General features: G+C 44.7%; 15 protein-coding genes and 1 riboswitch. Of the genes, 5 read left to right on the top strand and 10 right to left on the bottom strand.

Annotation, left to right across the window (positions count from 1 at the left end):
- Positions 1–2: 2 nt before the first annotated feature.
- The 3 genes from AC0VX7_RS20670 to AC0VX7_RS20680 form a co-directional block, all read right to left on the bottom strand.
- Positions 3–767 carry a TIGR01457 family HAD-type hydrolase gene (locus AC0VX7_RS20670; protein WP_475425701.1) on the bottom strand — a complete coding sequence of 255 codons (765 nt, stop codon included), beginning with the start codon at positions 765–767 and terminating at the stop codon, positions 3–5.
- Between the two features lie 201 nt (positions 768–968).
- The gene (locus tag AC0VX7_RS20675) at positions 969–1,406 is read right to left on the bottom strand and encodes a DUF86 domain-containing protein (RefSeq protein ID WP_475425702.1); all 438 of its coding nucleotides are present in this window, start codon (positions 1,404–1,406) and stop codon (positions 969–971) included.
- A 21-nt stretch (positions 1,407–1,427) separates the two neighbouring features.
- Positions 1,428–2,663, bottom strand: coding sequence for an EAL domain-containing protein (locus AC0VX7_RS20680; protein WP_475425703.1), 1,236 nt, complete (start codon positions 2,661–2,663; stop codon positions 1,428–1,430).
- A gap of 681 nt (positions 2,664–3,344) precedes the next feature.
- Between AC0VX7_RS20680 and glpX the strand changes: the two genes are divergently transcribed.
- The 3 genes from glpX (at position 3,345) to AC0VX7_RS20695 (ending at position 4,970) form a co-directional block, all read left to right on the top strand.
- Positions 3,345–4,313, top strand: coding sequence for a class II fructose-bisphosphatase (gene glpX, locus AC0VX7_RS20685; protein WP_475425704.1), 969 nt, complete (start codon positions 3,345–3,347; stop codon positions 4,311–4,313).
- 27 nt (positions 4,314–4,340) lie between these two features.
- On the top strand, positions 4,341–4,607 hold the full coding sequence (locus tag AC0VX7_RS20690; RefSeq protein WP_475425705.1) for a DUF3055 domain-containing protein: 267 nt from the start codon (positions 4,341–4,343) through the stop codon (positions 4,605–4,607).
- A gap of 75 nt (positions 4,608–4,682) precedes the next feature.
- Complete coding sequence (locus tag AC0VX7_RS20695) at positions 4,683–4,970, top strand: cytosolic protein (RefSeq protein WP_215030449.1); 288 nt, start codon at positions 4,683–4,685, stop codon at positions 4,968–4,970.
- A 46-nt stretch (positions 4,971–5,016) separates the two neighbouring features.
- On the opposite strand, the gene AC0VX7_RS20700 is transcribed toward AC0VX7_RS20695, so the two are convergent.
- The gene (locus tag AC0VX7_RS20700) at positions 5,017–5,307 is read right to left on the bottom strand and encodes a YutD family protein (protein WP_475425706.1); all 291 of its coding nucleotides are present in this window, start codon (positions 5,305–5,307) and stop codon (positions 5,017–5,019) included.
- Between the two features lie 158 nt (positions 5,308–5,465).
- On the opposite strand from AC0VX7_RS20700, the gene AC0VX7_RS20705 reads away from it, so the two are divergent.
- Positions 5,466–6,164 (top strand): YhcN/YlaJ family sporulation lipoprotein, encoded by a 699-nt coding sequence (locus tag AC0VX7_RS20705; protein ID WP_215030447.1) that lies wholly within the window; start codon positions 5,466–5,468, stop codon positions 6,162–6,164.
- 126 nt (positions 6,165–6,290) lie between these two features.
- On the opposite strand, the gene lipA is transcribed toward AC0VX7_RS20705, so the two are convergent.
- The gene (gene lipA / locus AC0VX7_RS20710; protein ID WP_475425707.1) at positions 6,291–7,205 is read right to left on the bottom strand and encodes a lipoyl synthase; all 915 of its coding nucleotides are present in this window, start codon (positions 7,203–7,205) and stop codon (positions 6,291–6,293) included.
- 434 nt (positions 7,206–7,639) lie between these two features.
- Between lipA and AC0VX7_RS20715 the strand changes: the two genes are divergently transcribed.
- Positions 7,640–8,581 carry a M23 family metallopeptidase gene (locus tag AC0VX7_RS20715; RefSeq protein ID WP_475428214.1) on the top strand — a complete coding sequence of 314 codons (942 nt, stop codon included), beginning with the start codon at positions 7,640–7,642 and terminating at the stop codon, positions 8,579–8,581.
- Positions 8,582–8,829: 248 nt separating this feature from the next.
- Here AC0VX7_RS20715 and AC0VX7_RS20720 read toward each other — a convergent pair whose 3' ends face one another.
- The 5 genes from AC0VX7_RS20720 to AC0VX7_RS20740 form a co-directional block, all read right to left on the bottom strand.
- Positions 8,830–8,931 (bottom strand): methionine/alanine import family NSS transporter small subunit, encoded by a 102-nt coding sequence (locus tag AC0VX7_RS20720; protein WP_023626578.1) that lies wholly within the window; start codon positions 8,929–8,931, stop codon positions 8,830–8,832.
- Positions 8,931–10,442 (bottom strand): sodium-dependent transporter, encoded by a 1,512-nt coding sequence (locus AC0VX7_RS20725; RefSeq protein ID WP_215030432.1) that lies wholly within the window; start codon positions 10,440–10,442, stop codon positions 8,931–8,933. The genes AC0VX7_RS20720 and AC0VX7_RS20725 overlap by 1 nt, the downstream gene beginning before the upstream one ends.
- A 249-nt stretch (positions 10,443–10,691) precedes the next feature.
- Complete coding sequence (locus AC0VX7_RS20730; protein WP_475425708.1) at positions 10,692–12,278, bottom strand: Na+/H+ antiporter NhaC family protein; 1,587 nt, start codon at positions 12,276–12,278, stop codon at positions 10,692–10,694.
- Between the two features lie 141 nt (positions 12,279–12,419).
- Positions 12,420–12,603: riboswitch (Lysine riboswitch) on the bottom strand.
- A gap of 66 nt (positions 12,604–12,669) precedes the next feature.
- Positions 12,670–13,440: a sporulation protein YunB gene (gene yunB / locus AC0VX7_RS20735; protein WP_475425709.1), complete on the bottom strand. Its 771-nt coding sequence runs from the start codon at positions 13,438–13,440 to the stop codon at positions 12,670–12,672.
- 105 nt (positions 13,441–13,545) lie between these two features.
- On the bottom strand, positions 13,546–14,655 hold the full coding sequence (locus AC0VX7_RS20740; protein WP_475425710.1) for an HD-GYP domain-containing protein: 1,110 nt from the start codon (positions 14,653–14,655) through the stop codon (positions 13,546–13,548).
- Positions 14,656–15,051 lie beyond the last annotated feature (396 nt).

The raw sequence follows: 15,051 nt of genomic DNA on the forward strand, positions 1-15,051 counted from the left end.
TATTAAACTTCCCAATCGTCCAGCGAGTCCACTGTATAGGTTGGCATTTCTTGATACCCTTTCAGCAGTTCCCTGGTAGTTACACCAGTGTGGACGAGAAGTGTGTCCATCCCTGCTCTCATGCCCGCAAGGATATCGGTATCGTAGTAATCCCCGACCATAAGGGTTTCCTCTTTTTCTGTCCCAAGTACCTTTAAAGCCTGTTCCATAATCACAGATTCCGGCTTCCCGATAAAAATCGGATCTGTTTGTGTAGATACAGCAATCACGGAAGTCAACGAACCGTTGCCCGGCAGCAGGCCCCGTTCAGTTGGGATGGCGATATCCCCATTTGTCGAAATGAAGGTCGCTCCATTCCTGACCGCAAGGCAGCCGACAGCCAGCTTTTCATATGTAATGCCGCGATCGATTCCTGAAACAACGAAATCAGCGTCTTCCCCGGCAAATTTCAGTCCTTTTTCCTGGATCGCTGTCTGGATTCCCTCTTCGCCAATCACATATACAGTCGCATCCTGTTTTTGCTCATAAATATAGTTGGCTGTTGCCTGGCTCGTTGTAAAAACCTGCTCCTCAGTAGTTGGAATATCAAAGCCACGGAGCTTTTCTGCCACCTGTGCCGGTGTGCGTGATGAATTATTCGTAACGAATAAATATGGGATTTCAGCTTCAATCAGCCTTTTTATAAAATCAGAAGCCGCTTCGATCCGTTCTGATCCCCGGTACATCGTCCCATCCAAATCAATTAAATACCCTTTATACTTTTTCATAATGATCACTCCTAACTATATCGTTCCCATGTCGTTCAAAAACGAATACTCCCATTTTATATAAGCCGGGCAATGAGTGCAAAGGACAAAGCTCACAATTTGAACGCCCAAGGGCCTCATCCAGCCCCGAAAGCTTATTTTATCATTTTCTTGACAAGAACAGAAAAGAGACCGCAGTTTAACGGTCTCCACTGTCATGGTTTACTTTTTAAAAGCGGATACTGGCCCTAATTCATTCGTTAAGTACTCTCTCACTTTTACTGAAAAAAGCTTGAGATGAGGAAGCTCGGCCTTAAAGGTTTCGATCAGGCCGGCATGGTCCACAGCAGTATACTGCTGGACAAGCATCTTTCTGAAGAGGACGATTTTTTTCAACCCTGCGCTCATATCCTGGGTAACCACTTTTTCATCATCCAGAATATCAATGATGTCTTCATAGCTTCCCGGGTCACGCATGATGAAACCATCGATCATCGCGTTGCCCACATCAAGTACGGCTTCTACCATTGTATGCGCCGCACGCTCGAGTGCTGATTTTTCCATTGGCGATTCCCATGGCCCATTGCTTTCAAAAAAGTCGATTTGTCTCTCTAAAAACTGCAATGTTTCTTCGATTTGTTCTCTGTCGACAAAGTACATTCATTATCACCTCATAAGATGCTAGACGGTTTTCAGTAATCCAGGACGGGCATAAAAATAACCTTGTGCCAGTTCAACCTTGTTCCGTGAGAGAACCGATGCTTCATGCTCATTTTCGATTCCTTCCGCAATGACGGTGGACCCCGCTTCCCGCGCAACAAGCAGCAGCCCTTTCAGCATGGACTCCTTCACTGAGTTCTTATCAATATTTTCGATGACGGAACGGTCGATCTTAATGACATCCGGCATGATTTCACTGATGGTATTCAAGCTGGCATAACCTGCCCCAGTATCATCAACCGCTATTTTGATTCCCATTCCTCTTAACACCTTTATATTATAGATAAAATTCTCGATTCCCTCAATCGAGTCCCTCTCGGTAATTTCTAAAGTGATCTGATTTGGCTGGATAGTGTCATATGATTGCATCATGTTTTTCAGGTCCCGGACGAATCGGGAATTTCCGAGGGTAATCGGCGTGAAATTGATAAAGATATCATCTCGGCAACCAGTCGAAGTGATTTGATCAAGCGTTTTTCTCAAAACGATCATTTCCAGGTCATAGAGCGTATTCGTCTGCCGCGCAACTGAGAAAAGCTGCAATGGACTCTCAAGCGCAGTGCCCTCAGGTCCCCTCGTCAGCATCTCCCACGCCCGGATTTCCTTAGTCGCGACGTCTATGATCGGCTGTGCTAAAAGCTTGATATTCTGTTGCGCTATAATTCTTTTCATTTCATAAACCATTTCATTGAATTCAGTTTGGATTCGTTTCTCAGCCATCGCAAACGCTTGCTGATGTGCCTTTAAGACCGCTCCGTGAACGGAATCCACCGATTTATCGATAAAAATAAACCCAGTATCAAAGATAGGCTGGAGAGTAGGATACTCTTGAAAAATCCTGCTCTCCGCTTCCCTGAGAATTTTCTTCATTTTCACATCAATTTCAGAGATACAGTATCTGTTATGGTCAATCCTCATGAACAGGCTCAGGCTGTCGCTATAGTAATCATGCAGGACAATCATGTCCTCTTTGTCGATTTCTTTTTCAATAACGCTTTTGAAATGCCGTTTCAAAGCCTTCTGAAACTTCCAGCTCTCCTCACCAAGCTGCGAAGCAAGCTCCTGGTGATTCTTGATCGTGTATGCAATAACAGCAACTTCAAAGCCACTGTTAAAAGCTCTCTTTACCCCAGAAACGACAGGGTTCCGCAAAATGAACTGTGGAGGGTAATAACATATTGTAGAATGCGGCAACATTATTTTTCCCCAACCAAGCAGGTTGTCTAATATGCTAGTAACACGGCGGGCCATAGGTTTCAATCCTCTCAGAAGATGACTAGGAACTTTTTATTAATTGTACCATATTTAGCTAAAATAGACCTTTTTTCCTAGATAGTTATTTCGAAATATTTTTACTTCTTTTCTATAGTGGAAATGTGGATAAGGGTTGCTTTGATGTGGGGTGTATATGGATTTAGACAGCTTTTCCCTTTTCGCCTTCAAAGCTGTCACGATTCCGGGTTTTTCTTGACAGCTTTTCTTGCTTTCCCTTCAAACCTGTCACGATTCCAGGCTTTTCTTGACAGCTTTTCATGATTTCCCTTCAAACCTGTCACGATTCCGGGCTTTTCTTGACAGCTTTTCTCGCTTTCCCTTCAAACCTGTCACGATTCTGGGATTTTCTTGACAGCTTTTCCTGATATCCCATCAAACCTGTCAAAATTCCGCACTTTTCTTGACAGCTTTTCCCGTTTTCCATTCAAACCTGTCACAATTCCACTCTTTTCTTGACAGCTTTTCCTCATAACCTGCCGTAGTTGTCCGAACTTGAAATTGCTCTTCAAAATGATAAAAATCCCCTGAAAAATTCAGAAATTATTGTTTTTCTGGTAAGATTGATGTTGAGTGAGAATGCTGTCGAAAATGGAGGAGAAACATTTGGAACGCGAATTGGCACTTGAGATCGTCAGAGTTACGGAGGCTGCCGCGCTGGCATCTGCTCAGTGGATGGGCCGCGGCAAGAAAAATGAAGCGGATGATGCTGCCACAACTGCAATGCGCAAAATGTTCGATTCAGTCAATATGGATGGAATCGTCGTGATCGGTGAAGGGGAATTGGATGAGGCTCCGATGCTTTACATCGGAGAAAGGCTGGGCACAAGGATGGGCCCAAAAGTGGATATTGCGGTGGACCCGCTGGAGGGGACGAATATCGTCGCCAAGGGGCATAATAATGCAATGGCTGTTATTGCGGTCGCAGATAAAGGCACCCTCCTCCATGCACCTGATATGTACATGCAGAAAATCGCGGTTGGTAAAAACGCCGCTGGTAAAGTAAGTCTTGATGACCCAATTGAAAAGACGATTGAAATCGTCGCTGAGGCCAACAATAAACGAATCCAGGATCTAACTGTCATCATTCAGGAGCGTGACCGCCACAATGATCTGATTGAGCGTGTAAGGCAAAAAGGAGCCAGAGTCAAGCTGTTTGGTGATGGCGACGTAGGTGCTTCGATTGCGACTGCTCTGCCCCATACAGGTGTCGATCTATTCGTGGGAACAGGCGGCGCACCGGAGCGAGTCATTTCTGCTGCTGCCATCAAGGCACTAGGCGGAGATATGCAAGCAAGGCTTGTACAGCAAACCCTGGAGGAAGAAGAGCGTTGCATTGCAATGGGCTTGAAGGATCCGAGACAATTGCTGATGCTACATGACCTTGTTTCCGGAGACGATGCGATTTTTGCCGCGACTGGTGTTTCGAGCGGCGAACTGCTCGACGGTGTACGTTTCCTCGGTGGAGATCTTGTTGAAACACACTCCATTGTCATGCGTTCCAAAACCAAAACGGTCCGTTACATCACAGCACACCATCATCTTGAACACAAGCCACACCTAGTGATGGTTTAGAAGTTATACATACTAAGGGGGATCACGATGACCGAACAATTTTTTTTATACGATGAAACTGAAGAAACAAAAACGCGTTATGTAAGCTTTGTTGGTGAAAATCAACGCTTTGACCTTGCCATCATGCAGACTGGGCGGTACTACGGCAAGAGCATCGTGATGGATATCCAGGGAAGCCGCTTCGCCATCCTCGGCCAGGATGACCTCGCTGAAGAAGGTTATCTCGAATTTGCCTACAATCTATCTGAAGAAGACGCAGAAGAACTTCGCTCATTCCTGCGACCGATCCTTTAAATCTGGAATGAACTGTTTGTTTGATTTGTCTTACCAAAGAAATACTAAGGGGACAACAAGCAAAGAGGTGAGTTCATGAGTAAGGAAGACAGCGAAAAGTACTCTGATTTTTCGAATGTTGAAAAGCAACGCAATTATATTACGGCCGAAGACTTTCCAGAGGGCGCATATGGGTCCCCGTTCCGGAAGGACGAGCCCGTAGAAGGCAAAAGCACTCCTTGGCGCGAGGGACAGCGGACCTACAGCAACTTCAACTACGAGTTCAAGTCCCTTCATCAAGGAACACCTCGTAAGGAAGCGGGTGCCCACCCAACCCATGATGACCCGAATGAAAGCGAACAGCCGCCGTATAGTGATCTTTAAGAAACAAGAAATGCTCCAATCATAATGATTGGAGCATTTCTTGTTTCTATTTATCCTGGCTTTGTTTCGCAACCTTCTTAGCGACAAAATAAGCGCAGCCAAAATTGCAATACTCATATAAGTACTCGCTGACGGTACTGATTTTCGTATCGAAAGTTGACTTCTGGTTTTGATCATCGAAAAAGCCTCTTAACCGGAGTTGTCCATATCCCCAGTCGCCAACAATATAGTCATATTTCGTTAAGATTTCACTGTATCTGGCGCGAAAGGCTTCTTCATTAAAGCCATCCCTGCTTTCGTCCACTATTTCATAACATAGATTATTGATGCAAATCATCGGTAGGTCCACCTCTTTTTCCGTAACGATCTGTATTGTTCTCTGTCCAATGGCAAGGATTGAACCTTGCACTTTTCTTAATTATAACTTATTCCCCATCAATTACTAAGCAAAAAAAATAATTTCAGAGCCATTCTAATGATTAGGGGGTGTTTTAATTGAAAAAAGCAATAATGGCTCTTGGCATTTGCGGAACAGTGGCTATGACGGGATGTGCAGGCGGAGACGATAACGCCTCACCAGCCGGCCGAGATGGCGGAGCTGGAATATACCAGCAAAGCGGGAATACATTGAATGCCAATGACCAACGTCCAGAATTATATAATGAGGATGGCCGAAAAGGGTTCAATGATAGAAGCGAGGACTTTGGTTATGTGCGCCATCAAAAAACAGGTGTAATGGGCGCCGATGATATGGAGAATGCGTACCAGGCAATCGACCGCGAGCAAATTGCAGAAATGATCAGCAGGTTTAGTTTAATGGCACAGAATGTAGATGATGTGTCGACACTTGTAACCGACGAGGAAGTCTTGATCGTATACGAGACAGACTCGGAAAACCGCGACCAGACTGCGGACCAGGTGAAACGAATGGCGATGTCAGTGGTTCCGCGCTGGTTCCATGTTTACGTTTCCGACGACACCAGCCTGCGCAATGAGGTCGAGAACTTTGCCTCACTCGATACAGATAGCCGCGATGTAGACGAATTGGTCGATGGCGTCGTCAAACAAATGCTTAAGTCTCCTCAAGGCCGTGACATGACCTCTGGTGAAAATGCCAATGGTGAAGCAGAAGGCGAATTGAATGAAGAAACGGATAAAGATGATATCTCTAGACAGATGCAACAAGGAAAATAATGAAAAGAGTTCAGCATTTGATATATGCTGAACTCTTTTTTTAGGTTTCAAAAAACTTATCTTTTTGTAAAAAATATTAGTGTATAGCTCCAGCGCCTAACCCCTCAAGTCGCTTGCGCTTTTCAATTACGCCTGCTTAGCTTCCTGCTCTGCAAGCTGCTGCCTATGTTTTGCAGCTGAATTAACCTGCTCATCCGCATGATACGATGAACGAACAAGTGGGCCTGCTTCGCAATGGCTAAAGCCTTTTTCAATCGCGATTTCCCTTAGCTCGGCAAATTCGTCAGGATGATAGTATTTTTGAACCTCAAGATGCTTTTTGGAAGGCTGCAGGTATTGACCAAGGGTAAGAATGTCCACATTGTTGGCACGCAAATCATCCATCGCTTGTATTAACTCTTCCTTCGTTTCACCCAGGCCTACCATGATGCTGGATTTCGTCGGGATATCTGGCTGCATTTCTTTAGCGCGGCGCAAGAACTCAAGTGAACGCTCATAAGTTGCACGTGCACGGATTCTTGGCGTCAAGCTTCTAACCGTTTCGATGTTGTGGTTCAGGATATCTGGACGTGCATCCATAAGTGTTTTCAGGTTTTCCTCAACTCCGCCCATATCTGAAGGCAATACTTCAATTGAAGTAAATGGGTTTTTCTTGCGGATGGCTCTTACCGTCTCGGCAAAAACAGCTGCTCCCCCATCCTTCAGGTCATCGCGGGCAACGGCAGTTACTACGACATGCTTAAGGTTCATAAGTGTAACTGAATCCGCCACTCTTTCTGGCTCCTGCCAGTCAAGCTCAGTTGGAAGGCCAGTTTTTACAGCACAAAAACGGCATGCACGCGTACATACATCCCCAAGGATCATGAAGGTCGCGGTCCTTCTAACTGCCCAGCACTCGTGGATGTTCGGGCATTTTGCTTCTTCACATACAGTATGTAGGTTTTTCTCGCGCATCATCTTTTTTAAGCCTGTATAGTTTTCATTCGTATTTAACTTTATTTTCAGCCAATCAGGCTTTCTCTGTACCTCTTTTTTGCTCATTATTTTCACTCCATTCCTGCTGCATTACATCAAGAACACCATGTAAAAATCAAGGCCAGTATACAGCTTCTGATGTCACTTTAACACAATGAAAAACTATCGACAAGTACGATAAACTTGCGATTACCATTATTTGATATTTATGAAAAATCCCCATCATCGCAAACTATAACAAGAAAAGCGGAGGCGCCGTGGTCAACCCCGACCAGCGCTGGAGGGCTGACCGGTGAAGTCGTTCTTTGACTTCACTGGGCGGACCGAAGCGTCTCGAGGGGTTAGGCGCTGGAGCTAGACATAGAAAAGCACAAGCGCTAGCTTTTTCCAAAAAGAAGCGCTGACGCTGGAAATTAAACGAGCTAGATCATGAAGGGAGGATTACGGTGAAATTCCTTAAAGCAGTTATCGTTCTTTTTTTACTATCCCCTTGCCTGTTCATGGATAAAGCAACCGCAGCTGAGCAGGGGCAAGAAGATGTTTATAAAAAAAGGATGGAACTCTATACCAAAGTAGAAGCTGTTACCCAGATCCCCTGGTATTATATTGCCGCGGTGGACCAATATGAGCGGAATGTCCGCCAGGCAAGAAAAGATTTGCCCAAGGCAGAAGGAGTTGCCGGGGTTTATTTCAAACCGGAAGAATGGGCCGGGCTCTTGAACCCTAATCTTGAAGATAATAATCCCGTTTCCATTCAATTTTTCAATGGAATTGGTTTCGACGGGAACGGTGATGGCAAAGCAAGTTTAAAGGATGATGAAGATGTACTCCAGGCTTTTGCACAATACTTGCTTTCATATGGAACCGATCATGAGAACTTGAAAATTGGGCTGTGGAACTATTATAAGCGCGATAAAACTGTTGGGATCATCATTGGCAAAGCGATGATTTACAAGCACTATGGGCGTTTAGACCTTGATACTCATGTCTTTCCTATGCCACTAAGGAGCAACCATAGTTACAACAATACATGGGGCGACGCCCGGGGCTGGGGCGGCAGAAGGATTCATGAAGGAACAGATATTTTTGCTGGCTATGGTGTCCCTGTACGCGCGACAGGATATGGAATCGTTGAAATGAAGGGCTGGAACAAGTATGGCGGATGGCGTGTCGGAATTCGAGATATCAATAATACTTACCATTATTTCGCCCATTTGAGCGGCTTCGCGAAAGACCTTAAGGTTGGGCAGATTGTCGAGCCAGGAACTGTGATCGGCGGTGTCGGCAGCTCGGGGTATGGGCCTCCAGGAACAAGCGGTAAATTCCCTCCCCATCTGCATTATGGCATGTACAAGGATAATGGGTATACCGAATGGTCATTTGATCCATATCCACATCTGAAAATGTGGGCCAGGCAAGAAAGAGCAAGGCTGAAGAAATAAATAAGAAAAGCGCAAGCGCCTTGTTCAGCCCCGACAAGCGCTGCCCGCCCTTAACGCCACGTCCTGTGGCTGGCGGGTCTAGCACATCGTGTGCCTCGGAGGGCCGACCAGTGAAGTCGCTATTTGACTTCATTGGGCGGACCGAAGCGACTCGAGGGGCTAGGCGCTGAAGCTAGACAATTCTCGAAGTGGAAATTTATACTTTCTGGCATACAAAAAGGCCAACCATTCCGGTTGGCCTTCACATTTTATGAACGGGCTTTCCTTACTGCGTGTATGACACTCGCTGCAAGTCCTCCCCAGATAATTACCATACCTACAACCATCATTACTAATGCACTAAGATCCATTATTTTGAAACCCCCTTGTCTTGTGGAATTTCGTATAGCGCTTTATCCCATTTCTTCGCTTTAGCGAAAACAAATCCAGCAACGATCGCACCGATTGCCACTAGCCATCCAGAGTAAACGTTAAACATCACTGGGTAGCCGCCGTAGCTTGTTTTAATATCTGTCATGATATTCATAACCATCATGATACCCAAAACGATTGGAGTGATATATTTCAAAGAAATGACCCACCAGCTTCCAAGGCGAATATCTGAGATGGCATCAGCATGGCTGCGGAGGTTGTTCAGTTCCTTCGCTACCCAAACGATAAAGACAACTTCTACTAGCCCTGCAAGAGCAACACCATAGTTATTGATGAAAGCATCCGCTGAGTCAAGGAAGTTCAAACCACCCTGAGTTGCAAACAGGACAGAAATCAAAGCTGATAGACCGCCGCCGATTGCAACAGCTTTTGTACGGGAAACATTGAATTTATCCTGCACACCTGCAACATAAGTCTCAACGATTGAAATTAGTGAAGACAGTCCCGCCAGTGTCAAACTGACAAAGAACAATACTCCGAATGCTGCGCTGAAGGCAGGCAATTCATTAATGATCTGCGGGAATACCGCAAATGCAAGGATGACACCTTTGCTTACTACTTCGTCAATTGGAGCACCTTGCTGCATTGCCATGAAGCCCAATGCTGCAAATACCCCGATACCAGCCAGCAACTCAAAGGAAGAGTTAGCAAATGCTGTAATGAATGCATTGTTTGTAATATCAGATTTCTTAGGAAGATAACTTGAGTAAGTGATCATGATGGCAAAAGCAATGGATAAACTGAAGAAAATCTGTCCATAAGCCGCCACCCATACTTTACCATTCAGGATTTGGCTCCAGTCTGGCTTGAAGAATGCATTGACACCATCAATCGCTCCATCAAGAGTCAATGCGCGAACAACGATTACAAAGAATAAAATAACAAGTGCCGGAATAAAAATCTTGTTCGCAACTTCAATACCTTTCTTGACTCCCTTGAACAAAATACCAAGAGTGATGACCCAAACAATGACCAATGGAAGGAATACACCTGGTACGATACTTCCAACTTGACCAGCGTCAACTACCTTTAAATAATCACCTACAAGGAATGATAGCGGGTCATCTCCCCACTGCTTGCTTAGTGAAAAATAAGCGTAAGACATTGCCCATGCAATGATTACTGCATAATAAGTCGAAATGACAAAGGATACGGCAAGCTGCCACCAGCCAATCCACTCAGCACCTTTACGCATTTTAAAGTAACTTAATGGTGCAGACCCGCGGTACTTATGACCGATCGTGAATTCCAAAATCAAAATTGGAATACCTGCTGTCAAGAGTGCGAATAGGTATGGGAAGAAGAATGCTCCTCCGCCATTCTCATATGCTACTCCCGGGAAGCGCCAAATATTTCCCAACCCGACTGCCGATCCTACTGCGGCAAGAATGAATCCTGCCCTCGTTCCCCACTGTGGACGATTTTCCATTTTTAATCCCCCTCGCCTTCTAATCACCTGGAAAATGTTGATAATTAGAAAGTTTTATATTTTCAGATTATTTAGTCTAGGAATAGTATAGCTAGTTTTTAATTGCTTGTCAAAATATTATTTTGGTCATAATAAAATTTTTCCTAAAAAATTTTCCCAACTATACCAATACTCCCTATTAATTAGGATTCTATTCCTACTTTTTTCAAAATATGAAAAAAGCTGTCTGAAAGTCAGACAGCCTTAACATTATTCTGCAAGATTTTCTTTTAACACTTCTTCCTGGGTTGTCTTGCTTCCAAAAATGAAAGCAAAGGCAACAAGCAAGATTGCCACAGCCGCAAGTGCTCCTAAAGTGCTGCCAGTGAAACCAATGATCAGGAATCCGACAGATGCTATCGCAGCGGAAATCAAAGCGTATGGCAGCTGGGTCATGACATGGTCTAAGTGGTGTGAGCCAGCTCCTGTTGATGAAAGGATCGTAGTATCGGATATTGGTGAGCAGTGGTCACCAAAAACCGCGCCCGCCAATACTGCTGCTAATGCTGGCAGCATAAGGTTGATATCAGCTGCAGCAGCGATGTCCCCGGCAATTGGAAGCAGGATGCCGAATGATCCCCATGAAGTTCCTGTTGAGAAAGCCATGATTCCAGCTACGAGGAATAGCAGGAACGGCAGGAATGAGATATTAATATTAGAGCTTTCAACAATACCAGCAAGATACTTGCCAGTTTCAAGTCTTCCAATCAAATCAACAATGACCCATGCGAAGAACAGGATATAAATAGCCGGGAGCATTGACTTAATGCCCTCAACAATTCCTTTGCCAAAAACATTGGCATTGACGCCTTTTAACACTACTGCCTGCCTTACAAACAGAATCAGTGCAACAGCTAGTCCAAGCAATCCGCCAGTAACAAGAGACTTCGTTACATCTGTGTTTTCGAAAATCGCTAAGATGGTAACATTGCCTTCCACAGCGCTTGCTCCAGTCCAAAGCATCATGCCTACAGTTCCAGCGACAAGGGCTACAATCGGCCATACAAGGTCTCCAACTGTCCCTTTTGTGCTTGTAGGAAGGTCATCCTTCAGTTCGCCCGGTACAGGCTTGTCCTGTGGAACGACGATTCCTTCCGTGATCGCACGTTCTTCATGCTTTTTCATAGGTCCAATTTCGATATTTCTTAGAGCTACGATAAAGACCATCGCTAACGCTGCAAGTGCGTAAAAGTTCATTGGCGCCATTTGCATGAACGCTGAAAATGCCGTATATTCGCTAACTCCATGAGCAGCGAGGATGGTACCAATCAACGCAATAATGTAAGCACCCCAGCTCGAAATTGGGGAAATGACACAGACAGGTGCAGAAGTAGAGTCGATCAAGTAAGCAAGCTTTGCACGAGAAACCTTTTGTCGGTCTGTGATCGGGCGTGTAATTTGACCGACTGCCAAAGCATTGAAATAATCATCAATGAAAATAATAACGCCTAAAAATGCGCCGACAAGCTGTGCTCCGACTCTTGTTTTCACACGCTTCATCGCCCATTCGCCAAACGCACGGCTTCCGCCTGAAATGGAAATGAACGCTGTGATTGTACCCAATAATAATAGAAATAGGATGATGTACAGGCTATACGTGTTCAGTTCGCCATCTGCGACAACAATCCCCTTGATCGCGTCCCACATAATTGCAAATGTTTCTGCGATATTAAATTCAGCGAGCAAAAAAGCCGCTGCGATGATGCCTGTCCCCAAAGACAATAGCACTCGCCTTGTGATCACTACCATTAAGATTGCCACTAATGGCGGCAGCAATGAAAAAATTGTGTTCTCCATTCTTTCTTTCTCCTCCTTGTTTTTGACAGGGGGAAACTTTTACATGAAAAGAGTTGTAGCTACTTTTTAAAAATAAATAAAAAAGGGCAACGATAGAGAACATTCTATCGCTGCCCTTAATAAGCAACTAGTGTCTCCATCACGATCTGTAGCTCCCCATTATGGATATACCTCCATAATGACAGTGATACTCTTGTTCAAAGTATCCCCAGCAATAAAAAATGTGACTCACTGATTATTGCTTCGGCAAAATTCCCTTTTAGCTGTGATCAACGTTGTCATCCTCACACAGCTTACTCTTGAATCCTGCGCCTCTACCCCATCGGAATGATGTGGTTTATTATTCAATTGATTTTATAATATAACAATATCGCTAACTTGACAACTGTTTTTATTGCCCAGGCGTACCTGGAACCTGAATAGCAGGTGGTACGACACCCCCGCCGCCATTATAAAATTGCGGTACTTTTCCAGGGTAGTAGAAGCTGCCAATCGGAATATTTTCCTGCACAGTGGCTATTTTAGTCGCAAACGGTATAATAATTTGGACGTTGACCTTGACTCTTACTGAAACATTGATTAACGTATTGTTGATTCCGTGCTCCTCGGTATCCCAGACCACATCTGAGGTCACATCCCCGATTGCATTGAATTTCACAGGAACTCTCGGGCCCATATTACCAAGAAGTGCATTATTGGTGGCCTGGCCCAATGGAACGTAATATATGATTCCTGCTTCCCTGTCCTCTTCATCGGTGACAAGCTCGACATCTGTCAGCATCTCGAGTGAAGTGAGATGCCCTCTTTCTGCTTCCTTCAGGTTCATTTGCACAATGTTAGTCGTTTCAGCTTTTACCCTGTTGATGATTTCGGTATTGAATTTCACTACAGTAGTCGTTCCGCCATCCACCGGAACAAATTCAATTACTTTATCAATATCCATCCCATTGGCAATCTTCTTATTGATCGCCTTATTGATTACAAGCGTGGCAATTTTTCTTGTCTGGGATTCCGCGTATTTCATCAATGTGGGCTCGAGCCCTTTATCTATGACCCACAATCCTGCTGCTGTTGAAAAGGAAAAAAAGACGAATGTCAGCAGGAATACATACCTGAAAGGCAAGGGCCCTTTTCGAGGCAGCCGCCGGCCGAATTTTGCCAAAACAAATCCCCCCTCTAAAGCTATATGTATGCTTCAAAGGGGGGAACTAGCCTAAAAAGTATTTAAAGTTTATGCCTGCAATTCTAAATTACCAATCTGGAAAAATTAATAATTAGCGGCGTACTCATATTTGATCACCGTATCACAGCTGACAATCATCAGGGATAGGTTCGATTGCAAATCAAGCTGGTATGGCTCTACTTTACGGCCGTTTTCTTCGAGAATACGGACAACAGGGCGCTCACTCAAGCCAGGATTCTGCTCAGCCACTACTCCCTTTCGCCCATCGCTTAACATAACGGTAAGGCCGACCGGATATATCGCCACTGCTCTTCGGAAGGCGTCGACTATCTTCGGATCAAACAGGCTGCCTGAACCCGAATAGAGGATTTCAAGGCCTTCATGCGGAAGCATCGCTGGCCGATATACACGATTAGAAGTAACGGCATCAAACACATCAGCCACACCAAGTATCTTTCCGAATAAGTGGATTTCGTCACCCTTCAATCCACGTGGATATCCTGCACCATTCAAGCGTTCGTGATGCTGATAGGCACAATGAGCCACTATCAGCGGAACGGTCGGGATATTCCTGAGCATCTGAAAGCCATCCTCAGCGTGGGCTTTAATGACTTGGAACTCTTCCACAGTCAGCTTGCCTGGTTTTGATAGGATTTCTTCTGGAACCTTCATTTTTCCAACATCGTGTAAAATCGCACCGAGCCCCAGCTGCTCAAGCTCTTTTGGAGTCAGCTTCATTTCGATGCCAATAGCCAAGGCATATAAAGTAACATTCAATGAATGAGAAAAAATATAGTGGTCATGCAGAAACACATCGGACAGCAAATTCAACAGCTCTTTGCTCCTCTGAAGCTCATCAAGCAAAGCACTGATCAGCTTCTTGAATTTCCTCGCTGATTTTTCCAGTACAAAGGTTTGTGAAACCTTCGAATCCAGCTGAATTTGCTTGAATGTATCCCCAATCGTCATAATCGCATTGACGCGCAATTCATCTGATATGGAGTTTCTCACAATGATATCGTCTGTATCAGGGTCTTTTATATAAATATAGTCAATACCAAACTCTTCTAGTCGGCTAAGGATTTTGCCTTCGAGCCGTGCGCCTACGTTTAAAAGAACCTGGCCCTTGTCATTATAGATGGCTTTTCCGAGTAAAGCCCCTTCCTCTACCGAAGTGGTGGCTACGAGTCTCATGTCAATTCCCACTTTATCTGTTAGTTGGTGGTGGCTAATTTCCGCGATAACTTCCGAAAAAAAGCCAGGAAAACAAGAAAATTTTACATAAAACGACAATATTTTCTTATATTCTATCACAATAATTATAAGAGTGGTGATGCCTTTTGCATTTTTAAGTTGGGAAAAAAGCAGTTCAACTAATATATCGGATAGCTCCATTGATTCTTAACAATTGCCACAATATGTTCACATGCAAACTAGAAAGCGCAAGCGCCTTGGTCAGCCCCGACAAGCGCTGCCCGCCTAAAAACGCCACGTCCTCCCAAAAGCTACCGCTTTCGGTCGTGCGATGAATCGCTTCGAAGCTTTCCTTATCCTGTGGCTGGCGGGTCTAGCACATCGTGTGCCTTGGAG

This window comes from Mesobacillus sp. QJM3NY_10, assembly GCF_056173465.1.